The sequence below is a fragment of the Ensifer sp. ENS10 genome, from assembly GCF_014852025.1.
Lineage (GTDB): Bacteria > Pseudomonadota > Alphaproteobacteria > Rhizobiales > Rhizobiaceae > Ensifer.
In genome coordinates, this window is the sequence record NZ_JACVAS010000006.1 from 302755 (window position 1) to 328035 (window position 25281).

The following is a 25281-nucleotide window of genomic DNA, read 5'->3' on the forward strand; positions in this document are numbered from 1 at the left end:
GTTTTCATGATTCGATTGCCTAAGCGTTCGCACCACGTTACAAAACCCGCTCTCGCCCGCTCTCAGGATGACTTGCATTGGCCGATCCCTCCAAGCCCGCCCATCGCGAAGACGGTGGCTCCACCGCCAAGCGCGGCAAGCCGACCCTTCGCACGATCGCGGAAATCACCGGCCTTGCGGTCACCACCGTATCCCGCGCGCTTTCCGATGCGCCGCAGATTTCGCTCGATACCCGCAAGCGGGTGCGCGAGGTCGCCGATGAGATCGGCTACTCGCCCGACCGCGCCGCCCAGCGCCTGAAGACCGGCCGCACCAATGTCATCGGCGTGCTGCTCGACCCGCATGAGGAAATCCTGGGCTACGGCACGTCGATCATGAGCGGCATCGCCAAGGCGCTGCAGGGCACGGCGTTTCACCTGATCGTCATGCCGAACTTCCTGAATTCGACCAATGTCGAGGCGGTCAACTACATCACCCGCAACGGCATGGCCGACGGCCTGATCTTCTCGCGCACGGAACCGCTCGATCCCCGCGTCCGGCTGCTGTCGGATCTCGGCTTTCCCTTCGTCACCCATGGGCGCACTGAGCTTTCCACCCCGCATCCCTATGTCGACTACGACAACTTCACCTTTTCCTACCAGGCGACGAAACGCCTGATCGCCAAGGGCAGGCGCAAGCCGGCTCTCATCAGCGGTCCCGCCGGTTTCACCTTCGCCGGTCATCTGCAGCATGGCTTCATGACCGCCGTGCGCGAGGCCGGCTGCGCCTATGAGATCCTCACCGGCATCGACCTTGATAGCCCCGCCGGCGCGATCCGCGACCGTATCCGGCAGCGCTACGCCGAGCCCGGTCCGCCGGACAGTTTCATGTGCGGCGGGGAGGTCTGCGCGCTCGCAACCATCACCGGCATGAGCGATTGCGGGCTGACGCTTGGCCGCGAATACGACATCGTCGCCAAGCAGACCTCGCATCTGCTGAGCGCCATCCAGCCGCAGGTCGAGACGATCTACGAAGACCTGACGGCAACCGGCGAGGACATGGGCCGGGTGCTCCTGCAGAAGATCGGCGGCGAAAGCGACGTCAGTAAGCTGCAACTGTTGCTCTGTCCGCAGATCCCCGCGAGTTTCAGCACGGCGGGCTGAGCGGGCGGAAAAGATGCGCAAGGCCGCGTCGCGTGACGCTGCCTCCTGCCGCCTCTGATCTCCGCCCTCGATCCGCATGTCTTCTCCTCCCTCAGCAGCGCCTTAACGCGGCATCCACCAGCCGGTGCGCGGCCCCATATGCATGTTGAGCGTCTTGGTCTCGGTGTAATCCTCGACCGAATGTCGGCCGAGCTCGCGGCCGAGGCCGGACTGGCGGTAACCGCCGAAGGGCAGCTCGGACGCGCCATCCATGAAGGTATTCATCCAGATGGTGCCGGCGCGCACGCGGCGGCCGATCATCAGGCAGGTGTCGAAGTCGCGGCTCCAGACGCCGGCCGAAAGACCGTAGTCGATCGCATTGGCGATGCTGATCGCTTCCTCGGTCGTCTCGAAGGTCAATACCGAAAGAACCGGGCCGAACACTTCCTCGCGCGCCACCGCCATGTCGGGGCGCACGGCCGAGAGGATCGTCGGCGCCATGAACTGACCCATGCCGAGATCGAGGGCCGTGCCGCCATGCGCGACCGCAGCGCCATCCTTGGATGCAGCAGAAACATAGCCGGCAATCTTTTCCAGATGCTGCGGCGTGATGATCGCGCCGACCTGGGTTTCCGGATCCAGCGGATCGCCGACCTTGACCTTGGCCGAAAGCTCGGCGATCCGCCGCGTCACCTCGTCGGCGATATCGCGATGCAGGATCAGACGCGAGCCGGCATTGCAGCATTCGCCGGCATTGAAATAGGCGCCGAAGACGGCCGCATCGATGAATTCGTCGAGATTGGCGTCGGGGAAGACGATCTGCGGGTTCTTGCCGCCGAGTTCCAGCGACACCTTCTTCAGCGTCTGTGCGGCATTGGCCATGGTCAGGCGACCAACGCCGGTCGAACCGGTGAAGGACACCATGTCCACATCCGGATGCGTCGTCATCGGCGCGCCGACCTCCGGCCCCGTGCCGGTGATGATGTTGACGACGCCAGCAGGGACGCCAGCCGCTTCGAGGATTTCGCCGAGCAGCAGCGTCGAAGCCGAGGTCAGTTCGGACGGCTTGACCACCGTGGTGCAGCCCGCCGCCAAGGCGAAGGGCAGCTTCTGGCTGACGATCAGGAACGGGAAGTTCCAGGGCGTGATGATCGAGACGACGCCAATCGCTTCGCGCAGCACGACACCAAGCGTGCCATCGCCGAGCGTGTTGTAGCTTTCGCCATGCAGATCGCGGGCAAGGGCCGCGGCATAGCGCCAGATATCGGCCGCGCCGCCAAGCTCGCCCTTGGCCTGGCTGATCGGCTTGCCGGATTCGATCGCGTCGAGATAGGCGAGTTCATCGGCCCGTTCCGCGATGATGTCGGCGGCCCGCAGCAACACCAGCGAGCGCTGGGAAGCGGTCATGCGCGGCCAGGCGCCTTCGTCGAAAGCACGGCGAGCCGCGGCGATCGCCTTTTCGGCGTCGGCCTTGGTGCCCGCTTGGTAGCGGCTGACGACGACGCCATGGCCCGGCGACACGCGCTCGATCATGCGCCGCTCGGCGCTGTCCACCCATTTGCCGTCGATCAGCATCTGGAAGGCGCGGACCTTGTGGTCGCCAAGCGCCTTGGGTTTCACGAGCACGGTCATTACCATTCTCCCTTGAATTGGGCTTCACGCTTTTCGGAAAAGGCGGCAACGCCTTCCTTGAGATCACCGGTCTTGGCGACGAGGATCGAGCCGAGAGCCTCGACCGCCGAGCCATTGTCTTCGCCATTCGCCGAAGCGATCATCAGTTTCGAGATTTCGAGCGCCGCCGGGCCGCGCTTCGCAACACGCGCCGCGTAGTCGCGGGCGGCGGCAAGGACCGTGCCGGTCTCGACGACGGCATCGACCAAACCTTCCTTGAGCGCAGTCTCGGCAGTGAACATCTCGCCACCCAGCACCATGCGCCGCACGATCTGGGCACCGAAGCGCGAGACCAGGCGCTGCGTGCCCGACCAACCGGGAACCATGCCGAGGCTCGTTTCCGGCAGACCGATCTTGATCTGCGCCTCGGCCAGGCGGATGTCGGCCGCGGCCGCAAGCTCCAGCCCGCCTCCGAGCGCGTGGCCGTTGAGCGCGGCGATCACAGGCATGCGCAACGTCGCCAGCCGCTCGAACACACGATGGCCGAAGCGCACCCAGTCATGACCGAATGCGGGCGCATCCATGCCGCCCCAGGCCTTGATGTCGCCGCCGGCCGAAAACGCCTTGCCCTCACCGGTGAGGATGACAACGCGGATGTTGCGGTCGGCCTCTACCGTATCGCAGGCGGCGGCCAGGGCCTTCAGCATGTCGATGTCGAAGGCGTTGAGCTTTTCCGGGCGGGCGACCGTCATGGTCGCGATCGCGCCTTCTATCTCAATTCGGATGCGCCCCTCAGCCATGGTGGCCTCCGTCGAGCCGACGCTGCGCCTTTTTCGGCAGCTCAAGCCCGATCAGTGCGTCCTGGAAGAGGGCAGCATCCATCGTTTTCAGCTGATTGGACACGATCAGCGGAAACTCCGACTGATCAAGAATATGGGTCTGCAGATCGACGCCCGGCGCGATCTCCGTCAGCATGACGCCCTCAGGCGTCAGCTTCATCACGCAGCGCTCGGTCACATAGGTGATGTCCTGGCCTTGCTCGATGCCGCGACGGCCGGAGAAGGTGACGTGTTCGACCTCGTTGACCAGCTTCTTCAGCTTGCCTTCCTTCTCGATCACCAGCTTGCCATCGCCGATCGAAAGCTTGGCGCCGGCATTGAACATGCCGGAAAAGACGATCTTCTTCGCCCGCGCCGTGATGTCGACGAAGCCGCCGGCGCCGGCCGTCACATGCGGACGGAACGAGAGCTTTGAGACATTGACCGAGCCGTGACGGTCGATCTCGAGGAAGGAGAGCAGCGACGCGTCGAAGCCGGCACCCTGGAAATAGGTGAACTGGTAGGGCGAAGGCATGAAGGCATCAGCGTTCGAGGCGCAGCCGAAAGCGAAATCGAGAAGCGGCACGCCGCCGACGGCGCCCTGCTCGATCACCCAGGTGACCGCGCCATGCAAGCCTTCTTCAAGCAGGATGCGCGGCACGTTGGCCGAGATGCCGAAACCGAGATTGACGGCGCTGCCGACCTCAAGCTCCTGCGCCACGCGGCGGGCGATCACCTTCTGGATATTGAATTCCGGCACGCGGAAACTGTCGAGCGGCCGGAAGATCTCGCCCGAGATCGCCGGATCGTAAAGCGTCTGGGTCGTCTGCTTCTGGTCCGGGTCGACGATGACATAGTCCACGAGGACACCCGGCACCCGCACGTCGTGCGGCTTCAACGAGCCTTCCTTGGTGATGCGCTTGACCTGGGCAATAACAATGCCGCCATTGTTGCGGGCGGCGAGCGCCTGATCGAGGCCGCCGAGATAAGCGCCCTCGTGTTCATAGGTGAGGTTGCCGCGCTCGTCCGCGGTCGTCGCGCGGATGATGGCCACCTGCGGCGCAATCGCCTTGAAATACAGCCAGTCCTCGCCCTCGAACGAGACCTTCTTGACCACCGGCTTGGCGGCCGCCGAAGCATTCATCGCGCAGCCCTCGCGCGACGGGTCGACAAAGGTGTCGAGGCCGACCTTGGTCATGACGCCCGGCCGCTTGGCGGCCGCCTCGCGGTGCATATCGAAGAGGATGCCGGAGGGAATGTTGTAGGCGGCCACCTCGTTGGCACCAATCATCTGCCAGATCAGCGGCGGTTCCGCACTCGACGGGCCGGAGGGATAGGAGCCGCCGATGATCTTCTTCAGGAGGCCCTTCTTCGCGATGTAGTCGACACCTTTGATGCCGCTCATGTCGCCGGCGGCGATCGGGTGCAGTGTCGTGAGATCGCGCGGATGACCGGTCGCCTCGAAGCGCTCACCGATCGCCTTCAGCATCAGGTCGGGGCAGCCGAGTCCGCTGGACGACGAGACGGAAACCACCGCACCATCCGGGATCAGGGCGGCCGCTTCGGCCGGCGAGATATGCTTGTTCATCGACATGAGTTCAAAGTCCCGTTTCGATCGCCACCGCCTGGCCGGTCGCAGCCGCCTTGACCACGGCAAGACCCGTCGCCAGCGACCACACGCCGTCTTCACCCGTGGCCGAAGGACGGCCTTCGCCCTTGACTGCGGCGTGGAAGGCGGAAAGTGCGGTTTCGTAGAGGTTGCGATGGTCGAGCGACAGCTCGGTCTCACCATCGGCATTGCGCAGCGTCACGGTTCCGACCGGTCGCTGGGTCATGACCTTGCGGCCGATCAGCGAGCCCTCGGTTCCATGCACCTCGAGGCCGGTATCGGCGAACCTGGTGGTAAAGGCGTCATGGAACTGGGCGATGACGCCGGAGCGGAAGTGCAGCACGCCCATGACGCCGTCTTCCAGGCCTTCCTTGCCCATGCCGGCGCTGTGGCTGATGGCGACCGCTTCGATCGGGTCGTCGTCGAGCACGTAGCGCAGCGTATCGACATCATGCACGGTGATGTCGAGAATGACGCCGCCGCCGGCTTCCGGCCTGTCGAGCCGCCAGCCCTGGAGGTGCGGTGGCAGATAGACGGCATGGAAGACGCGTGCCGCAATCGGCCTGCCGATTCGGCCCGCGGCGATCGCTTCACGCATGACGCGATGGGGGGCGGCATTGCGCAGATGGTGGTTGGTGGCGAGCACGACGCCCGCCTCACACGCCTTCAGCACCATCTCGCAGCCATCATTGAGGTTCATCGCCAGCGGCTTTTCGCAAAGCACGTGTTTGCCGGCAGCGATCGCCGCCAGCGTCTGTTCGCGATGCAATTCGTTGGTGGTCGAGACATAGACCGCATCGACGTCGGGATCACCGACCAGTTCAGCAACTGACGTCACCGACTTCGGAATGCCGTTTTCCTCGGCATAGGCAGCGCCGCGCTCGGCATTGGTGCTCATGACCGAGACGACCTCGCCACCGGCGGCGCGGATCGCGCCAATCACCCATTCGCGCGCAATCGTGCTTGCGCCGATCAGACCCCACCGCGTCATGCCAAAACCTCCCTTTTTCTCTCCACCGCAGCGCCGCAGCTCTGGCGAACGACGAGGCGCACCGAACTGACGATCGCTTCGGGTTCCGCCTTGCCGGCCTTGATCTGCTTCAGCAGCAGTTCGGCGGCCCGCTGACCCATGCCCTGCGGATCGACGGAAACCGTCGTCAGTGCCGGCACGGCGGTCTTCGCCTCGATCACGTCGTCGAAGCCGATGACGGCGAAATCGGCGCCTGGCTCCAGCCGCCGCGCCCTGAGGCCATCGCAGACGCCAAAGGCGACCGCATCGTTGAAGCAGAGCGCCGCCGTCGGCCGGTCGGCGAGCATCATTGCCTGTTCCACCGCCGTTACCCCGCCGGCGCGCGACGGCGCCGAACCGATGATCAACGCATCGGAGCCTGCAATACCGGTCTCGATGAGAGCATCGCGGTAGCCGCGCATGCGCGCCTCGAAGACGGCAGTATCGGGAAAGCCGCCGAGAAAGGCGATGCGCTGGTGGCCACGCTCGATCAGGTGACGCACGGCCGCCATGGCACCGGCGTGATTGTCGGATATCAATGAAGAAACGTCGGCGCCGGCAATGTCGCGCACGACAAGCACGACGGGAATGCCGCTATCGACCAGAGGCGCGAGATCGGCAACTTCCGTGCCGCGCGCCGGAGAGACGATCAGGCCGGAGACGCCGTGCTCACGCATCGACGCCACCACTTCGCGCTGACGCTCGATCTTTTCACCGGTGTTGGCAAGGAACTGCACGAAGCCAGCCGACTGCACGACGGCATCGACACCGACGGCCAGCTCCGCAAAGAAGCTGTTGGTGAGATCGTTGACGACGATGCCGATGATCTTGGACTTCGCCTGGCGAAGATTGGCAGCTCCACGGTTGTAGACGTAGCCGAGATCGCGGATCGCGGCATTCACCTTGGCGCGCGTCGCCTCGTTGACGAGCGAGCTGCCCTGCAGAACGAGCGACACGGTCGACTTGGACACGCCGGCGGCGTGCGCAATATCGATGACCGTCACCCTTTCCTTGACCACAGCATCCTCCCGAATTCTCGTACCTGCTTTTCTCTTTCATAATTGGAACGTTCCAATTTCGTCAAGAGATGATTGATCACTTTTTTCTGGACCAACGACTCTTCTAGCGATCAATCGGCATTAAATGCCAGTGATACTGGCGCCTTCCTGATGACATAAATCCATACAAAACAACGATGTAATCACACGTGAGCCGCTACCGATAACACTGTTGGCGAATTCCCAAAAACAATGCCACTTGCCATTTGGAACGATCCAAAGTATTTCAACACAAACTTCCGCGGAGGAGACCTACCCCGATGACAAGCCTGACGCTGCCGCACCAAGACGGCTCGCTCGAACACTACCGCCTGACGGGAACCCCGATCGAACGGCCGCAGACGCCGCCGACCTTCAACCGCATCGCCTATGCGGCCGCCCATGTGGTCTCGGATCCTCTCCGGGATCTCGATCCCTGGGGCAATCCGGCGATCGACTGGGGGGCGACGATGGCGTTTCGCCACCATCTCTGGAGCCTTGGCTTCAAGATCGCCGAGGCGATGGACACCGCCCAACGCGGTATGGGCCTTGCCTGGCCGGGCGCGCAGGAACTGATCCGCCGCTCGCTTGCGGACGCGCGGCAGGTTCCGGGCGCCGATCTTGCCTGCGGTGCCGGCACCGACCACCTGGCGCCGACCGATGCGCGATCGCTGGACGACGTGATTGCCGCCTACGAAGAGCAGGTCGGCTTCGTCGAAGGCGAGGGGGGCAGGGCGATCATGATGGCAAGCCGCGCACTCGCCCGCGTTGCCCGCTCCGCCGACGACTATCGCCATGTCTATGGGCGCATCCTCGGCCAGACCCGACACAAGGTCGTGCTGCACTGGCTCGGCGACATGTTCGACCCGCAACTTCGGGGTTACTGGGGCTCTGAGGACTTCGACCAGGCGCTCGATACCGTGCTCTCGATCATCGAAGCCAACCGCGACAAGGTCGAAGGCATCAAGATCTCGCTGCTCGACAACGCCAGGGAAGTGGCGCTACGCAACCGCCTGCCGGACGGCGTGCTCTGCTTTACCGGCGACGATTTCAACTATGCGGAACTGATCGAAGGCGACGGCACGAAGTTTAGCCACGCCCTGCTCGGCATTTTCGATGCGGTGGCACCCTCCGCCTCCAAGGCGCTCGCAGCACTCGCCAAGAGTGACCTCGCCACCTTCCGCGGCGTGATCGAGCCGACCGTGCCGTTGTCACGCAAGATCTTCGAGGCGCCTACGCAATACTACAAGGCCGGGGTCGTTTTCCTTGCCTGGCTGAACGGGCACCAGCGCCACTTCACCATGCCCGCCGGCATGCAGTCCGCCCGCGGGGCGCTGCACTATGCCGACATCTTCCGTCTCGCCGACCGCGCCAATGTGCTCGATCGGCCGGAACTGGCGGCGCAACGGATGCAAAGCCTGCTATCGACATTTGGCGTCGAGCAGAGCGCTTGAGCAGAATGCTAAAACGGCGCCCGAGGGCGCCGTTCCAATATCCAGCCAACCGGGCAGGTTTCAGGACACCTCAGGCCGCCAGGCCCTTCTTTGCCAGCATCGCATCCGGGCTCGGCAGCTTGCCGCGGAACGCCTTGTAAGCATCCTCCGGATCGATCGAGCCGCCGACCGAATAGATATTGTCCTTGAGGCGGGCGGCCATCGCCGGATCGAAGGCATTGCCGGTTTCCTCGAAGGCCGCGAAGGCGTCGGCGTCGAGCACTTCCGACCACATGTAGGAATAGTAGCCTGCCGAATAGCCGTCGCCCGAGAAGACGTGCAGGAAATGTGGGCTGCGGTGGCGCATGACGATGGATTTCGGCATGCCGATCTCATCGAGCTTCTTTGCTTCGAGCGCCATCGGCTCCGCCGTCTCCTCGGCCGTGTGGTAGGCCATGTCGACCAGAGCAGAAGAAGTGAACTCGACGGTGGCGAAGCCGGAGTTAAACGTCCGGGCGGCGAGCACCTTGTCAAGCAGCGCCTGCGGCATCGGCTCGCCGGTCTGGTAATGCACTGCGTAGCGCTTGAGGATCTCCGGCACCGTCAGCCAATGTTCGTAGAGCTGCGACGGCAGCTCGACGAAATCGCGCGACACACCGGTACCCGAAACGGACGGATAGGTGACGTTGGATAGCATGCCATGCAAGGCATGGCCAAACTCGTGGAAGAGCGTGCGGGCATCGTCGAGCGACAGCAGTGCCGGCTTGCCCTCGGCGGGTTTGGCAAAATTGCAGACGTTATAAATGATCGGCAGTTCGCCTTCGGCGCCGCTCTTCAGTTTCAGCTTGTGCTGCGACTGGAACGAGCTCATCCAGGCGCCGGAACGCTTCGACGACCGGGCGAAATAATCGCCGAGGAAGAGGGCCACCAGCTTGCCGGACGCGTCCTTGATCTCGAAGACCCGCACGTCAGGATGATAGGCGGCGATGCCTTTCTTCTCCGTCGCGGTGATGCCGAACAGGCGCTTGGCAACGTCGAAGCAAGCTTCGATGATCTTTTCGAGCTGCAGGTAAGGCTTGAGTTCGCCTTCGGAGAAATTGAACTTCTCGGCCCGGAGCTTTTCGGCATAATGGCGCCAGTCCCAGGGCATGACGTCGTGATTGCGACCCTCGCCGGCAACGAGCCGGGCAAGCTCCGCCTCTTCCTCGTGGGCGCGGGCAACGGCCTTTTCCCAGACCTGCATCAGGAGACCGTTCACTGCGGCCGGCGTCTTCGCCATGGTGTCGTCGAGCTTCAGCGACGCGAAGTTTTCATAGCCGAGCAGCTTCGCCTTTTCCGCGCGCAGCGCCAGCATCTCGGCGATCAGCCCGCGATTGTCGGTGTCGCCGCCGTTTTCGCCTCGCGCGACCCAGGCGCGGAAGGCCTGTTCACGGAGCTCGCGATTTTCCGAGAAGGTCAGGAACGGTTCGATGATCGAGCGCGACAGGGTAACCGCGTATTTTCCCTTCTGGCCACGGTCCTCGGCCACTGCCGCCATGGCGTCGCGAAGGAAGTCCGGCACACCGGCGAGCTGTTCCTCGCTTTCGAGGAACAGAACCCAGATCTTCTCGTCGGCAAGCACGTTCTGCCCGAACTTCGCGCCGATGCCGGCGAGCTTTTCGTTGATCGCGGCCAGCCGCTCCTGCTCGGGTTTTGCGAGCTTGGCGCCGGATTTGACGAAACCCTTCCAGTGCCGCTCGAGCACACGGGTCGCTTCAAGATCAAGCCCCAGGGACTGGCGGCCTTCCCACAGCGTGTCGATGCGCCTGAACAGCGCGGCATTCATGCCGATCTTGGAATAGTGCCGCGACATCTTTGGGGCGATGTCGCGCTCCAGCGCCTGAATCGTTTCGTTGGTGTCGGCCCCGGCCTTATTCCAGAAGATGGAGGACACGCGCGAAAGTGCATCGCCAGCGATTTCGAGTGCAACGATGGTATTCTCGAAGGTCGGAGCGGCCGAATTTTCGGCAATCGCGTCAATCTCCGCTTCGTGCTCCCGGAAGGCCGCTTCGAACGCCGGCGCGAAATCCTCGTCCTTCACCAGATCGAAACGCGGCAGGCCCTCGTGGCCTGACCATGATGTGAGCGCGGGGTTGAGCGGGGTGCTGGTGGTCATCAGAAATCCTTTCGCATGCGGTCCGGCTTAGGTCCGGGGAGGGGGCCGGCTACCTCCGACATGAGGAAGCGGCGAAAATGAAGGTGGTTGCCGGCAGGGATACCGTCAAGGTTTGCGCAGCCCGAGAAGTCCCGGCGCTGCGTGCCAGACGGCTTGAGCGGCGAAGCCCATGAACAGGAGACCGGAGAGCCTGACGATTGCCAATTCGTGCCGTCGGTAGAAACGCCGCACCACAGAGGTGCCGATGATGACGATCAGGATCAGGTCGGCAACAAGAAAGCCGATGAGCGAGACGCCAAGCAGCGCCGGAAGCGCGTTGAACTCAAGCGCGTTCGCCGAGCTGGCAAGCAGCGCCGTGAAAGTTGCGAGCGCCACCGGATATCCCTTGGGATTGGTGAGCCCAAAGATCAGGCCGCGCCGCAGCGGACGCTCGACGGTCAGGAGTGCCCGGTTCTCGCCCGCCGGCCTCGCACGGAGTGCCGTCCAGCCGATCCAGCCGAGATAGACGCCGCAAAAGAGGCCGAGAATATCGAAGATCGTGCTACCGACCGAACGCGCGCCAACGATGGCAACCAGCGCCAGGGTCGACCAGAGAACGTCACCCGCCAGGTGCCCGCCCATGAACAAGGCGCCTGCCTTGCGCCCCTGTCCGGCGCCGATACCGAGCAACGCCAGAAACGCCGGTCCGGGAATAAGGACATAGGAAAGGGCGGCGAGAAAGGCTCCGATCAGCAGCGTCTCGGACATGGCGGGTTCCCGGTTGTGTTGCCCGCATTCGATCCGGAGGCACCGATTCAGTCAAGAGGAAAGCTAAGCCAGCTATATGACGACGCGGGTGACCGCTTGCCAGCAAAGGTTAAATTCTTGGCCGTGGCGCGGATATGTGTGGCGACTGCATGGACGAACTTGCGCATGCTTTTCTCCTAGGAGGATCGATGGCCGGGCAAGATGCGCGGCCTCGAAAAGAGCATCCCACTTCCTCGGTAGAGCAGCTGTTCCGCCGGGAACGTGCCGCTCGCAGCCGCGCACAAATCTTTCGTCGCGGCGATTTCCCTCGATACGAAGTTGCGCTAGAACGCGGCCGAGTTTTCCCCCGCGAGAAGGACTATCCATGACTGTGCGCAACCTCTTCCTTCTGCCCGGCGACGGCATCGGCCCGGAAGCCATGGCGGAAGTCCGCAAAATCATCGCCTACATGAATGCCGAGCTTGGTGCCGGCTTCGTGACCGACGAGGGCCTGGTCGGCGGTTCGGCCTATGACGCCCATGGCCAGGCGATCTCGGAAGCGGACATGAAGAAGGCGCTGACCGCCGATGCGGTGCTGTTCGGCGCCGTCGGCGGTCCGAAGTGGGATGCGGTGCCCTACGAGGTGCGTCCGGAAGCCGGGTTGCTGCGTCTGCGCAAGGATCTCGAACTGTTCGCCAACCTGCGCCCGGCGATCTGCTATCCGGCACTGGCCGCCGCCTCGTCGCTGAAGCCCGAGCTGGTCGAAGGTCTCGACATCCTGATCGTGCGCGAACTGACCGGCGGCGTCTATTTCGGCGAGCCGAAGCAGATCATCGATCTCGGCAACGGCCAGAAGCGCGGCATCGACACCCAGGTCTACGACACCTACGAGATCGAGCGCATCGCCGGCGTCGCCTTCGAGCTGGCCCGCACGCGGTCCAACCGCGTCTGCTCGATGGAAAAGCGCAACGTCATGAAGTCGGGCGTCTTGTGGAACCAGGTGGTGACCGAGACGCACAAGGCGAAATATTCTGACGTTCAGCTCGAGCACATGCTGGCCGATGCCGGCGGCATGCAGCTGGTGCGCCAGCCCAAGCAGTTCGACGTCATCGTCACCGACAACCTGTTCGGCGACATGCTGTCGGACGTCGCCGCCATGCTGACCGGCTCGCTCGGCATGCTGCCGTCGGCCTCGCTCGGTGCCCCGGATGCGGTGACCGGCAAGCGCAAGGCGCTCTACGAGCCGGTGCATGGCTCGGCCCCCGACATTGCCGGCAAGGGCATCGCCAACCCGATCGCGATGATCGCCTCCTTTGCCATGTGCCTGCGTTATTCCTTCAACCTGGTGACGGAAGCCGACAATCTGGAGAAGGCGATCGCCGCCGTGCTCGACCAGGGCATCCGCACCGGCGACATCATGGCCGAGGGTGCGAAGAAGGTCGGCACGACCGAAATGGGCGACGCCATCCTCGCCGCGTTCAAGGCGCTGTCGGCCTGAGCCACCAACGATTCCAGTCGGCGTGATCTGACGCCGACCTGCAGGCAAGAACAGACACCTCCGGAGCGCATCCGGAGGTGTTTTGCGTCGCACGGCCTTGAATTTGCCGAAAGAACCGACACATCGGGGAACTAGACGCCATGAGAAGAACGAACGCGGCGCAGACATGCGACGCGGCGGCAGGACGGAGATTCATGAACGGACCACTTGCGACCACCGGATGGATTGCACTGACTACTTTCGTCCTCGTGCTCGCACTCATTCCATTGGATCCATATCTGTCGCAAAGCGCGCAGGCGCTGCCGGAAAGCATCGTCGATTTCAATCGGATGATCACGGACTTCGGGACGTTCGCCTGGATGATCTACCTTTCAGCTGGGCTCCTGGCAGCGACGTTCATCCTGCGTCGCGCGGCAAACCAGGGGCCGCTTCAGCGCAGGGCAAGTGCCGCCCGCGATCTTGCGGCCTATTTCCTCCTGACGATCGGCACAGCCAGCGCGCTGGTCCACACACTGAAAATTATCGTCGGCCGGGCCCGGCCGGAACTCTTCACCGAGCTCGGCGCCTACAGCCTGACGCCGTTTGCCAACAGCGGTCTGTACGAAAGTTTCCCCTCCGGCCATTCGACCGCGGCCGGCGCCTTCTTCGGTGTCTTCGCCATGCTGATGCCGAAGCTGAGGCCACTCTTTCTGATCCTGGCGCTGACGATCGGCGTTTCCCGCGTCATCGTCGGCGCACACTACCCAAGCGACGTCGCTGCCGGGCTGCTGCTCGGTCTCTGGACATCCGTGATGGTGGCGTTTCTCTTCGCGCGGCAGAACCGGCTGTTTCATCTGAGCGAGGGTGGATGGCCGCTCGTGGGGCGCAGCGATCCACGCCCATAAAAAAGCCGGCGCGGAAGGCCGCGCCGGAGTCAGGAGAGCCATAGTAGCTCGGGGAAGATTTGGTGCGCTCCCGGGAAATGGTTCTCCCGGGAGCGCGTGACTGCAGACTTAGTCCATCGCGTGAATGTCGCGGTCCTTCGTTTCCGGCAGGAACAGGAGGCCGATGACCAGCGTGATGCCTGCGAAGACGATCGGGTACCAGAGGCCGTAGTAGATATCGCCCTGGGCCGCGCTCATCGCGAAGGCCGTTGCCGGAAGCAGGCCACCGAACCAGCCGTTGCCGATGTGGTAGGGCAGCGACATGCCGGTGTAGCGGATGCGGGTCGGGAAGAGTTCGACCAGCAGCGCAGCGATCGGGCCGTAGACCATGGTCACGTAGATGACGAGCACGGTCAGAACGGCGATGATCGTCGTCCAGTTGACATTGGCGGGATCCGCCACCATCGCGTAGGTGCCGCCGCCGGCGATCGTGTAGACGGCCATTTCGGTGGCAGTGCCGACTTCATCCTTCGTCAACAGCTTGTCGGCGACGAGCTTGTCGGCCGGAACCATGGTCTTCTCGCCGCCGCGAACGGCAGCCGGATCAAGCGCCAGTTCCGGGTTGGCGGCGACAAAGCCGTCAAGCTTGGATTCCGGGACCTTTGCCGCACCACGAACCAGCGGGTAGCCGGCATTGTGAAGCGCCGTGTTGGTTTGCTTTTCGAAGGCGGCATTGGCAGCCTTGGCGCCATCGCCTGCGGCGACCGCGTCGTAGCTGTTGATCGTGGTTTCGCCGACCTTGACCGTTGCGGCCGTACCCGCGGCGGCCGTCGTTACCACGTCGTAGGGCACCGAGTTCTTGGTGAGGAATGCGGTTGCGATGTCGCACGAGGTGGTGAACTTCGCCGTGCCCGTCGGGTTGAACTGGAATTTGCAATCGCCGGGGGCCGCGGTCACCGTCGCGCGGACGGTTGCCTGGGCTTGAGCGAGTGCCGGGTTACCGGCCCAGGTCAGCGCCTTGAACAGCGGGAAGTAGGTGAGCATGGCAAGCAGCAGGCCGGCCATGATGATCGGCTTGCGGCCGATCTTGTCGGAGAGCCAGCCGAAGAGCACGAAGAAGCCCGTACCGATCAAGAGCGAAGCGGCGACCATGATATTTGCCGACTGGCCGTCCACCTTGAGCACGCCCGTCAGGAAGAACAGCGCGTAGAACTGACCGGAGTACCAGACGACGGCCTGGCCGACGACGGCACCAAACAGTGCCAGAAGCGCGATCTTGGCATTCTTCCACTGGCCGAAAGCTTCCGACAGCGGTGCCTTGGAGCCCTTGCCCTCTTCCTTCATCTTCTTGAAGGCCGGCGATTCGTTCATCTTCAGGCGAATCCAGACGGAAACACCGAGAAGCACGACGGAGACGAGGAACGGAATGCGCCAACCCCAGGCAGCAAAGGCTTCCTTGCCGACCAGGAACTGGACGAGCAGGATCACCACCAGCGACAGGAACAGACCGAGCGTCGCCGTCGTCTGGATCCAGGAGGTGAAGTAACCTCGGCGCCCGTGCGGCGCATGCTCGGCCACATAAGTGGCGGCACCGCCATATTCGCCGCCGAGCGCCAGGCCCTGTAGCATGCGCAGCGCGATGAGCAGGATCGGTGCGGCAATGCCGATCGAAGCAGCGCCGGGCAGGATGCCGACCAGGAAGGTCGACAGACCCATGATCAGGATCGTCACGAGGAAGGTGTACTTGCGGCCGACGAGGTCACCGAGGCGACCGAAGACCAGGGCGCCGAACGGGCGAACGAGGAAGCCCGCGGCAAAGGCCAGAAGCGCGAAAATGTTACGCGTCGTTTCCGGATAGGAACTGAAGAAGGTCGCGCCGATATAGACGGCAAGCGAGCCGTAAAGATAGAAATCGTACCATTCGAACACGGTACCAAGCGACGAGGCGAAGATGACCTTCTTCTCCTCGCCGGTCATTGGACGCGTTTTTGCGTCGTCCACTGTCGCGACATTTGCCATTTCGTTTATCCTCCACTCCAAAACAGCTTGTTGGAGCGCCCATTGGCTGGTCCGGCATTCCTCCCTAGAACCGCCGGACGTGGTGCGCCTGTTGAAGAGGATGTCAGAAAACCTGCGGCGCAGGCAGAGATGCTTTCGGCTTATGACTTTCGTCTAATGCGGCGATCGACCGCGGACCACGCCGGGGAAGCCACCACGATGCAGCGGCGTCTTGACTCTTCCCCAAAACCGCGTAAGAGCAGCGACGAACGAGGAAATCACCACCATGCGACCGATCGGTCCAGCCATCGCTGCTTTGATCCTGCCGGCTCTTGCCGCGGGGCAGGATGTCGATTTTTCGTTCGCTTGCAAAACAACGGCCAAAACGACGACGAAAACCGTCTGACGTCTCTGGCCCTCCGCTCTCTCCCCGGTAAGGCCGGGGACCGGAACCTTCGTGGCAACGCGCGCGGTTCCCCCTCCACCCGACGAGGAGAGACAGAAAGAGAGCTTAGATCATGGGTTTCAAGATTGCAGTCGCAGGCGCCACCGGCAATGTCGGCCGGGAGATGCTGAACATCCTTTCCGAACGCGGCTTTCCCGCGGATGAAGTGGTCGCGCTTGCTTCCGCCCGCTCCCAGGGCACGGAAGTTTCCTTTGGCGACAAGACCCTCAAGGTCAGGAACCTCGAAAACTACGATTTTTCCGATACCGATATCTGCCTGATGTCGGCCGGCGGCGCTGTTTCTCTCAAGTATTCGCCGAAGATCGGCCAGCAGGGCTGCGTCGTCATCGACAACTCTTCGGCCTGGCGCTACGACGCCGAAGTGCCGCTGATCGTGCCGGAAGTGAACCCGGACGCGATCTCGCTCTTCACCAAGAAGAACATCATCGCCAACCCGAATTGCTCGACGGCCCAGCTCGTCGTGGCGCTGAAGCCGCTGCACGACCATGCCAAGATCAAGCGCGTCGTCGTCTCGACCTACCAGTCGGTTTCCGGCGCCGGCAAGGACGGCATGGACGAACTCTTCAACCAGACCCGCGCCGTCTTCGTCGCTGATCCGATCGAATCGAAGAAGTTCACCAAGCGCATCGCCTTCAACGTCATCCCGCACATCGACGTGTTCATGGAAGACGGCTACACGAAGGAAGAGTGGAAGGTCCTGGCCGAAACCAAGAAGATGCTCGATCCGAAGATCAAGGTGACCTGCACGGCTGTGCGCGTTCCCGTCTTCATCGGCCATTCGGAATCGGTCAACATCGAGTTCGAGAACGAGATCACCGCAGACGAGGCCCGCGACATCCTGCGCGAAGCACCGGGTTGCCTGGTCGTCGACAAGCACGAAAACGGTGGCTACGTCACGCCTTACGAATGCGCCGGCGAAGATGCGACCTACATCTCGCGCATCCGCGAGGACGCAACCGTCGAAAACGGTCTCAACATCTGGGTCGTTTCCGACAACCTGCGCAAGGGTGCGGCACTCAACGCGATCCAGATTGCCGAGCTCCTGGTCAACCGCGGTCTCATCAAGCCGCGTAAGCAGGCCGCCTGAAACGGCAATTGAGCAATTCGTTCCCGCCGAGCCCATCCGGGCTTGGCGGGTTTCCTGTTTCACAATCGCGGGTCGTTTCGCCCCGGCTTCACGTGAAACCACGAAAAAGTTACCGCCGCTTCCGGCAGGTGACATGGCCGGCCAAGGCTGGCATTTTTGAAAGCAATGAGATTCGGGCTATGACGGGGTATTTCATGCACAGGGCAAAGTGCGTAGCGGTGGGGCTTGCTGCCCTGGTTTCGACTGTGGTTTTTCCGGCGGTGGCCTCCGCCGCCCAATGCGGCAACGACGGAAGCGGATTTGCGGCCTGGGTGCAGAATTTCAAGCAGGAAGCCTCCGGCAGCGGCATCAGCCCTGCGGTGCTCGACCGCGCCCTTTCCAGCGTCTCCTACAACAAGGCGACGATCCGCGCCGACCGCGGCCAGAAGAGCTTCAAGCTGTCGCTCGACCAGTTCATGCAGAAGCGCGGCGGTCAGACGATCATTTCCCGCGGCAAGAAGATGAAGCAGCAGAATGCGGCGCTCTTCACCAGCATTGAACGCCGCTTCGGCGTGCCTGCCGGCCCGCTGATCGCTATCTGGGGCATGGAAACGGGCTTTGGCGGCTTCATGGGCAAGGAGCATACGCTCTCGGCCGTTTCGACGCTCGCCTATGACTGCCGCCGCTCGGACTATTTCACCGACCAGCTCTATGCCGCCCTGCAGCTCGTACAGCGCGGTGACCTGAGCCCCGATGCGCGCGGTGCTGCCCACGGCGAGATCGGGCAGACCCAGTTCCTGCCGGCCAACGTCCTGAAATACGGCGTCGATGGCGACGGCAACGGCCACATCGACATGGTTCGCTCCAAGGCCGACGCGCTGGCCTCGACCGCCAACTTCCTGCGCGGCCATGGCTGGCAGCCTGGCGCCGGCTATCAGCCCGGCCAGGCGAACTTCGGCGCGATCCAGGGCTGGAACGCGGCAACCGTCTACCAGCAGGCAATCGCCATCATCGGCGCCGAGATCGACGGCCTCTGATCGAACCCAATTCGCGCATCTCTCCGGATGCACGATGCCTTTCGGAAGATTGCAAAGCCCGGATCGTCGATCCGGGCTTTTTTGCCGGTTACATGCCCGGGCGGGAGAAGTCGCCGGTCGTGGGATCCATGATCCAAAGCTCGCCGGTCGAGATGTCGAACCAGGCGCCGTGCAGATGCAGCTTGCCCTTGGCTTCGAGGATCTGAACGCAAGGAAAGGTGCGCAGGTTGGCAAGCGAGTTGCGGATCGAGACCCGCTCGAGCGCACGCTGCCGCTCCGCCTGGGTCATGACGTCGTTGCTTTGGATCTGCTCGGCGGCCGGCTTCAGGAGGTTCATCCAGCGACCGATGAAATCGCCCGACGACAAGGGCTCGGCATCCGGATCGAGCGCCGCCTTGATACCGCCGCAGCGGCCATGCCCCATCACGACGATGTCGCTGACGCGGAGCGACTGCACGGCGAACTCAAGCGCGGCCGACGTCGAATGGTAATGGCCGTCCGGCTCATAGGGCGGCATGAGATTGGCGACGTTGCGCACGACGAAGAGTTCACCCGGCCCGCTGTCGAAGATCGTTTCCGGCGCCGCCCGCGAATCGCAACAGGCAACAACCATCGTCCTCGGCTTCTGGCCGGTTTCCGCCAGCACCTTGTAGCGCTTCTGCTGTTCGCTGAAGCGGCCATTCATGAAGTTGTGGTAGCCGTTCAGAAGGTGGTCCGGAAAACGCTGTTGCTGCTTGTCCATCGATTACTCCGCTGCTGCTTCGAGCGGGATGAGCGGACTTCCGCCCGCATCACGCCCCGCCATGAATATCATCATGACCTAAAGTTCAATCCACGATGCGACAAGGGCTGCTGCCCATGAACAGTTTCTTCTATTTGCGCCGCATCTGATTCGGATGCACCAGGCGGCGCATCTGCACCATCGCCATCGGCGTCGAAAGGCTCGAAGCGTCCTGCTCGATCGTCAACTCGTCGGCACCGCGTTTGACGCTCCGCGCGATGATCTCGAACACGCTTGCGGTCGCCATCTGCAATGCGCGCTCTTCCGATAGTCCTTCGAGAAGCCGCGCGAGAAACAGGGCAGTCAGCAAGTCTCCGGTGCCATTCGGCGGGTTCTCGACGAGCCGATGTTCGGCGAGCAGCGCGTGATTGCCCGAAAGGAAGAGATTGCCGGTACCGCCGCTCATCATCGGCACCGCTGAGGTCACCAGCACGCGGGCCGGACCGAGGCCGAGGGCGGCATCGAGGATCGCCGTATTGGTTTCCAGCGTCGCGCCGGCGAGCCAGGCGAGCTCGAAGCGGTTCGGCGTCGCCAGGTTGGCGAGCGGCAGCAGCTGGTCACGGATGGCCGTCGCGGTCGCCTCCGGAACATAGAGCCCGCCGGCGTCGCCAATGACGGGATCGCAAGCGTAGATCAGCTTGGGATTACGTTCCCTAAAAGCCGTCACCAACCGCGCGACACCTTCGGCCTGACCGGGCGATCCGAGATAGCCCGAAAGCACGGCGCGCACCTCCCCGACCCAGGGCGCGGCAATGAGATCGTCGATCATCGACTGGAAATCCGCGTCTGAAATGGTGACGCGGGTCGAGCGCCCGTGTCCGGGATGCCAGGGAAGAATGACTGTCGGCAGTGCCCAGACCGGATGCCCCAGCGTCTCCAACGCGAACACCGCGGCCCGGTTGCCGACCTTGCCACGCACGACATGGCTCGAGATGACGATGACGGCGCCGGGCAGGGAGGGCATTTCGGGCATCGACGAGTCCAATCCTTCGGTCTACAAACTCTGATCACCCGACTGTCACCGCCCTGTCAACAGGCGATGGCAGATAGGTCCGGTGGAAGCCGCTGGCGTTTTCGTGCTTTTTCATCGATTTTCGAGCAATTTTCGCGAAATTGCCTTCGATTTAAATGGATTTAAGCTGTTTTCACGTGAAATTCTCCAATTTTCGGCTCGATTTTGCCGAAATCGGCGTAAAAAGCGGTCGCCATTAGCCATGGTTCTGATAGGGTTTGGCCTATCATGAGTGGGAGAGACTTCATGGGCGTGAAATACAATCCGAAGCGGGACAGACACATCGACGCAGCAAAGGCGGCCGCCATCAAACTGGGCGTCGACGCGCTGGCGCCGGAGAGCCTCTTCGGTGGGGCCAGCAACGATGACCTCGATCTTTATTCGGCGGACATGCTGGCGCTGATTGCAGCCCATGCGCATCGTGAACTCGCCCGCTGGGATGGCGGCAAGCCGCAAGTTTCGGTCGAAACCGTCGCCGGCGTCGCGCCGGGTGGCACCGAGGTTTCGATCATCGCGATCACAGAACACAACATGCCGTTCCTCTATGATTCGGTCATGGGGGAAATCACCAGCACGCACCGCGATATCCACCTTGCGATCCATCCCATCCTGGTCAAGGAACCGGGCAAGCCGGTAAAACTCTTCGATCCGGAAGAGGCAAGCGATCCGGCGCACCGCGTCAGCCACATCCAGATCCACTTGACGAAGCTGGCGCCCGTCGAAGCCGAGCAGCTCAGCAACCGCATCCGCGACGTGCTGGAGCAGGTACACCAGACGGTACACGACTGGCCGGCGATGACGGCGCTGCTCGACCAGGCCGTGCAGGAACTCGAGGCCTACAACGCCTCGCGCAAGAAAAGCGACCGTGATGAGGCGCTCGCCTTCCTTCGCTGGCTGCGCGACAACAACTTCACCTTTATCGGCATGCGCGAGTATACCTACTCGGGCAAGGGCGGAAAGGCGACGGTCGAGCGCGGCAAGGGCAGGGGCCTCGGCATCCTCTCCAACCCCGACGTGCGCGTTCTGCGCCAGGGCAAGGACGCAGTACTGACCACGCCGGAAATCCTCGCCTTCCTCGACGGCCCCGATTTCCTGATCGTCACCAAGGCCAACGTGAAATCGGTCGTCCATCGCCGGGCCTATATGGACTATATCGGCATCAAGCGCTTCGATGCCGACGGCAATGTCGCCGGCGAGTTGCGCATCGTCGGCCTGTTCACTTCCTCGGCCTATACCCGCCAGGCGGCTGAAATCCCGTTGCTGCGCCACAAGATCGAGAAGATCGTCGACCATTTCGGCTACGACCCGCAGAGCCACTCCGGCAAGATGCTGGACAACACGCTCGAATCCTATCCGCGCGACGACCTCTTCCAGATCGATGTCGGTCTGCTCGCCGCCTTCTGCGAACAGATCAACGAACTCGGCGACCGGCCGCGCATCCGCGTCCTGCCGCGCATCGACCATTTCGACCGCTTTGTCTCGGTCATCGTCTTCGTGCCGCGCGAACAATATGATTCCGACGTACGCGAAAAGATCGGCGACTACCTGAAGACCGCCTATGACGGCCGCGTTTCGGCCTATTACCCGGCCTTCCCCGAAGGCGGACTGGCGCGCGTGCACTTCATCATAGGCCGCACCAGCGGCAAGACCCCGCGCATTCCGCAGGCCAAGCTTGAAGAGGCCGTTCGCGGCATCGTCACGCGCTGGATCGATCGGTTCGACCTTCTCGCCCGTAAGGACGGCATCGAGCTTGATGTCGACGGCGCCTACCAGTCGTTCTTCACGCCGGCGGAAGCCTATGCCGACCTTGCAGACATTGCCGCCTGCAAGGCGGAAGATCCGATCCGGATCTCGTTCTACAACTATAACCGCCCGGTCAACCGTCCTGACACGGCCGAGCTGAAGATCTTCCATGCCGGCGAGCCCGTGTCGCTGTCGCGCCGCGTGCCGCTGCTGGAAAACCTCGGCTTCCGGGTCATCAGCGAACAGACCTACGACCTCAATGTCGGCAGGCACGGCGAGGACAAGCACCGCGTCGTGCTGCACGACATGGAGCTGATCCATCGCGACGGGCATGCGCTCAATCTCGAAAAGTCGGGTGCGGCGCTGGAGGAAGCCTTCCTCGCCGCCTGGAACGGCACGATCGAGGACGACAACTTCAACCGGCTGATCCTGCTTGCGGGCCTCAATGCCCGCGAAGTCACGGTGCTGCGCGCCTATTCCCGCTATCTGCGCCAGGCCGGCATCACCTATTCGCAGGGCTATATCGCTGACACGCTGAACAAGTATCCGGCGATCGCCGCCGATATCTTCAAGCTGTTCGTGACCCGGATGGATCCGAAGCTCGAGGAAAAGCCGCGTGCCAAGAAGTGCAGCGCCCTGCTTTCCGCGATCGAGGACGCGCTGTCTGCCGTTCCGAGCCTCGACGAGGACCGCATCCTTCGCCGCTACGTCAACGCGATCGAAGCAACGCTCCGGACCAACTACTTCCAGCATGGCGCCGACGGCAAGCCGCGCGCGGTTCTCGCTTTCAAGCTTGACCCGAAGCAGCTCGACGGCCTGCCGGAACCGCGTCCGTTCCGCGAAATCTTCGTCTACGGCACCGAGGTCGAGGGCGTGCACCTGCGCTTCGGCAAGGTCGCCCGTGGCGGCCTGCGTTGGTCGGACCGCGCCCAGGACTACCGCACGGAAGTGCTTGGCCTCGTCAAGGCGCAGCAGGTCAAGAACGCCGTCATCGTGCCGGTTGGCGCCAAGGGCGGCTTCTATCCGAAGCAACTCCCGGTCGGCGGCACCCGTGATGAGGTCTTCAGGGCCGGTACCGAAGCCTACAAGACTTACATCCGCACTCTGCTTTCGGTGACTGACAACATCGTCGGCCAGGATATCGTGCCGCCCGCCGATACGCTGCGCCGCGATGGCGACGACCCCTATTTCGTCGTTGCCGCCGACAAGGGCACTGCGACCTTCTCCGACACGGCCAACGGCCTGGCGCAGGAAGCGGGCTTCTGGCTTGACGACGCCTTCGCCTCGGGCGGCTCCGCCGGCTACGACCACAAGAAGATGGGCATCACCGCCCGCGGCGCCTGGGAGACCGTCAAGCGGCACTTCCGCGAGATGGACATCGACATCCAGACGACGCCCTTCACCGTTGCCGGCGTCGGCGACATGTCCGGTGACGTCTTCGGCAACGGCATGCTGCTCTCGGAGAAGATCCGCCTGATCGCGGCCTTCGACCACCGCGACATCTTCATCGATCCGAATCCGGATATCGATGCCTCGTTCGCCGAGCGCACGCGCATGTTCGCTCTGCCGCGTTCGAGCTGGCAGGACTATGACCGCAAGACGCTCTCCGAGGGCGCGATGATCATCTCGCGTGCCGAAAAGTCGGTGACGCTCACGCCTCAGGCGATGGCCGCCATCGGCCTCGACAAGCAGAAGGCAACGCCCTTCGAGATCATGAATGCGATCCTGAAGAACCAGGTCGATCTGCTATGGTTCGGCGGCATCGGCACCTACATCCGCGGCAGCAACGAAACGGATGCGGAAGTCGGCGACCGCGCCAACGATGCCATCCGTGTGACGGCCGAAGAGGTCCGCGCCCGCGTCATCGGCGAGGGCGCTAACCTGGGCGTTACCCAGAAGGGCCGCATCGGCTTCGGCCTCAATGGCGGCCGCTGCAACTCGGACGCCATCGACAACTCGGCCGGCGTCAACTCCTCCGACGTCGAGGTCAACATCAAGATCGCGCTTGCTTCGGCCATGCGCGATGGTCGCCTGACCCGCCCGAAGCGCAATACGCTGCTCGCCTCGATGACCGAGGAAGTGGGCCATCTGGTGCTGCGCAACAACTACGAGCAATCGCTGGCGATCTCGCTGACCGCGATGCAAGGACTCGGAAACCGGACGACGCTTGGCCGGCTCATGACGCGCCTCGAGGCCGACGGCCATCTCAACCGCAAGGTCGAGACGCTGCCGACCGACCAGGCGATGACCGAGCGCTACCAGGCAGGCAAGCCGTTGACCCGCGCGGAAATCGGCGTGTTGCTTTCCTACTCCAAGCTCGTTCTCTTCGATGAACTGATCGCGAGCGAACTGCCCGACGATCCGTACTTCACGGCAACGCTGGAGCGCTACTTCCCGGCGAAGATGCGCAAGACCTATGCCGGCGACATTCACGGCCATCGCCTGCGCCGCGAAATCATCGCGACGATCCTCGCCAACGAGGTCATCAACCGCGGTGGCCCGGCTTTCGTCTCGACGCTGACGGATGCGACCGGCTTCTTCTCGGCCGACGTCGTCAAGGCCGCTGTGCTGGCGCTCGACGGCTTCGACCTGCCGCGCATCTATGACGAGATCGACGCACTCGACAACAAGATCGGCGGCGGCCTGCAGAACATCCTCTACCAGGAAGTCGGCCGCATCTTCACGCTCGTCACCGAGCGGGCGCTGCGGACCCATGCAGCGACCGGCTCGGTCTCCGAAGCCGTATCGCGCCTCGGCGACGGCCTGCAGAAGCTGCGCGCTACCATGCGGACCGCTGTCTCCGGCGAGAGTGCTGAAGAGGCCCGGTTGAAGACGGCTGCCTTCGTCGAGGGCGGGGTACCCGTCAAGCTCGCCGAGGAGATTTCGGAACTGGCGTTGATGACGCTCGTGCCCGAGATCATGCAGATTGCCGCTGAAACCGGTGAAACGCTGAGCCGCACGGCCCAGGGCTACTTCGCCGTCACCGATACGCTTCGGATCAACCGCCTGCTTGCGGCGTCCGATCGTGTTCCGGCAACGGAGCAGTTCGAGGCAATGGCTCTATCGCGAGCCGTATCCGATATCGCCGCCGCGCGGCGGGATATCACCGCGGCAGCGCTGCGCGAGCAGAAGAAGGACCGCAATCCGGTAGCCGCCTGGGAAGAGGCCGAACGCGTCCGTGTCGCCCAGGCGACGGGCCAGCTGCGGCTCCTGACCGAGAAGGGCGAAACGACGCTCGCCAAGATCACCGTTGCTGCTGGTCTGCTCAATGACCTCGCACGCGGTAGGGCGAAGTAAG

General features: G+C 63.1%; 17 protein-coding genes. 7 read left to right on the forward strand and 10 right to left on the reverse strand.

Going from position 1 to position 25281, the window contains the following annotated elements; all coding sequences use genetic code 11:
• The first annotated feature begins 77 nt into the window (after window positions 1-77).
• Window positions 78-1142 (forward strand): LacI family transcriptional regulator, encoded by a 1065-nt coding sequence (locus tag IB265_RS21910; protein ID WP_058328036.1) that lies wholly within the window; start codon window positions 78-80, stop codon window positions 1140-1142.
• Window positions 1143-1244: 102 nt separating this feature from the next.
• On the opposite strand, the gene IB265_RS21915 is transcribed toward IB265_RS21910, so the two are convergent.
• The 5 genes from IB265_RS21915 to IB265_RS21935 are packed head-to-tail and all read right to left on the reverse strand — an operon-like array spanning window position 1245 to window position 7187.
• Window positions 1245-2753, reverse strand: a complete 1509-nt coding sequence (locus IB265_RS21915) for an aldehyde dehydrogenase family protein (RefSeq protein WP_057254848.1) — start codon at window positions 2751-2753, stop codon at window positions 1245-1247.
• The gene (locus tag IB265_RS21920) at window positions 2753-3532 is read right to left on the reverse strand and encodes an enoyl-CoA hydratase/isomerase family protein (RefSeq protein WP_057254847.1); all 780 of its coding nucleotides are present in this window, start codon (window positions 3530-3532) and stop codon (window positions 2753-2755) included. Before IB265_RS21920 ends, IB265_RS21915 begins: the two co-directional genes overlap by 1 nt.
• Window positions 3525-5144, reverse strand: coding sequence for an acyl CoA:acetate/3-ketoacid CoA transferase (locus IB265_RS21925; RefSeq protein WP_082616160.1), 1620 nt, complete (start codon window positions 5142-5144; stop codon window positions 3525-3527). The genes IB265_RS21920 and IB265_RS21925 overlap by 8 nt, the downstream gene beginning before the upstream one ends.
• A gap of 4 nt (window positions 5145-5148) precedes the next feature.
• Window positions 5149-6150 (reverse strand): Gfo/Idh/MocA family protein, encoded by a 1002-nt coding sequence (locus IB265_RS21930; protein WP_057254846.1) that lies wholly within the window; start codon window positions 6148-6150, stop codon window positions 5149-5151.
• The gene (locus IB265_RS21935) at window positions 6147-7187 is read right to left on the reverse strand and encodes a LacI family DNA-binding transcriptional regulator (protein WP_057254845.1); all 1041 of its coding nucleotides are present in this window, start codon (window positions 7185-7187) and stop codon (window positions 6147-6149) included. The genes IB265_RS21930 and IB265_RS21935 overlap by 4 nt, the downstream gene beginning before the upstream one ends.
• A 299-nt stretch (window positions 7188-7486) precedes the next feature.
• Here IB265_RS21935 and IB265_RS21940 point away from each other — a divergent pair, with 299 nt between their 5' ends.
• A complete protein-coding gene (locus IB265_RS21940) occupies window positions 7487-8659 on the forward strand; it encodes a dihydrodipicolinate synthase family protein (protein WP_057254844.1) in 1173 nt (390 codons plus the stop codon).
• Between the two features lie 70 nt (window positions 8660-8729).
• Here IB265_RS21940 and IB265_RS21945 read toward each other — a convergent pair whose 3' ends face one another.
• Together IB265_RS21945 and IB265_RS21950 are read right to left on the reverse strand one after the other, a co-directional pair.
• On the reverse strand, window positions 8730-10793 hold the full coding sequence (locus tag IB265_RS21945) for a M3 family metallopeptidase (protein ID WP_057254843.1): 2064 nt from the start codon (window positions 10791-10793) through the stop codon (window positions 8730-8732).
• 105 nt (window positions 10794-10898) lie between these two features.
• Window positions 10899-11540, reverse strand: a complete 642-nt coding sequence (locus IB265_RS21950) for a LysE family translocator (RefSeq protein WP_057254842.1) — start codon at window positions 11538-11540, stop codon at window positions 10899-10901.
• Window positions 11541-11904: 364 nt separating this feature from the next.
• On the opposite strand from IB265_RS21950, the gene leuB reads away from it, so the two are divergent.
• Window positions 11905-13017, forward strand: a complete 1113-nt coding sequence (leuB, locus tag IB265_RS21955; protein ID WP_192495164.1) for a 3-isopropylmalate dehydrogenase — start codon at window positions 11905-11907, stop codon at window positions 13015-13017.
• Between the two features lie 194 nt (window positions 13018-13211).
• The gene (locus IB265_RS21960) at window positions 13212-13901 is read left to right on the forward strand and encodes a phosphatase PAP2 family protein (RefSeq protein ID WP_057251994.1); all 690 of its coding nucleotides are present in this window, start codon (window positions 13212-13214) and stop codon (window positions 13899-13901) included.
• Between the two features lie 108 nt (window positions 13902-14009).
• Here IB265_RS21960 and IB265_RS21965 read toward each other — a convergent pair whose 3' ends face one another.
• Complete coding sequence (locus IB265_RS21965) at window positions 14010-15899, reverse strand: MFS transporter (RefSeq protein ID WP_057251995.1); 1890 nt, start codon at window positions 15897-15899, stop codon at window positions 14010-14012.
• Between the two features lie 497 nt (window positions 15900-16396).
• Here IB265_RS21965 and IB265_RS21970 point away from each other — a divergent pair, with 497 nt between their 5' ends.
• Both IB265_RS21970 and IB265_RS21975 read left to right on the forward strand, forming a co-directional pair.
• Window positions 16397-17431, forward strand: coding sequence for an aspartate-semialdehyde dehydrogenase (locus tag IB265_RS21970; RefSeq protein WP_057251996.1), 1035 nt, complete (start codon window positions 16397-16399; stop codon window positions 17429-17431).
• Between the two features lie 194 nt (window positions 17432-17625).
• The gene (locus IB265_RS21975) at window positions 17626-18447 is read left to right on the forward strand and encodes a lytic transglycosylase domain-containing protein (protein ID WP_057252121.1); all 822 of its coding nucleotides are present in this window, start codon (window positions 17626-17628) and stop codon (window positions 18445-18447) included.
• An 88-nt stretch (window positions 18448-18535) separates the two neighbouring features.
• Here the strand turns inward: IB265_RS21975 and IB265_RS21980 are convergent, their stop codons facing one another.
• Window positions 18536-19189, reverse strand: a complete 654-nt coding sequence (locus tag IB265_RS21980; protein ID WP_057251997.1) for a carbonic anhydrase — start codon at window positions 19187-19189, stop codon at window positions 18536-18538.
• A 130-nt stretch (window positions 19190-19319) separates the two neighbouring features.
• Window positions 19320-20201, reverse strand: coding sequence for a pyridoxal kinase PdxY (gene pdxY, locus IB265_RS21985; RefSeq protein WP_057251998.1), 882 nt, complete (start codon window positions 20199-20201; stop codon window positions 19320-19322).
• Window positions 20202-20486: 285 nt separating this feature from the next.
• On the opposite strand from pdxY, the gene IB265_RS21990 reads away from it, so the two are divergent.
• Entirely contained in the window at window positions 20487-25280 is a 4794-nt protein-coding gene (locus IB265_RS21990) for an NAD-glutamate dehydrogenase (protein ID WP_057251999.1), read from the forward strand.
• The last annotated feature ends 1 nt before the right edge of the window (window position 25281 follow it).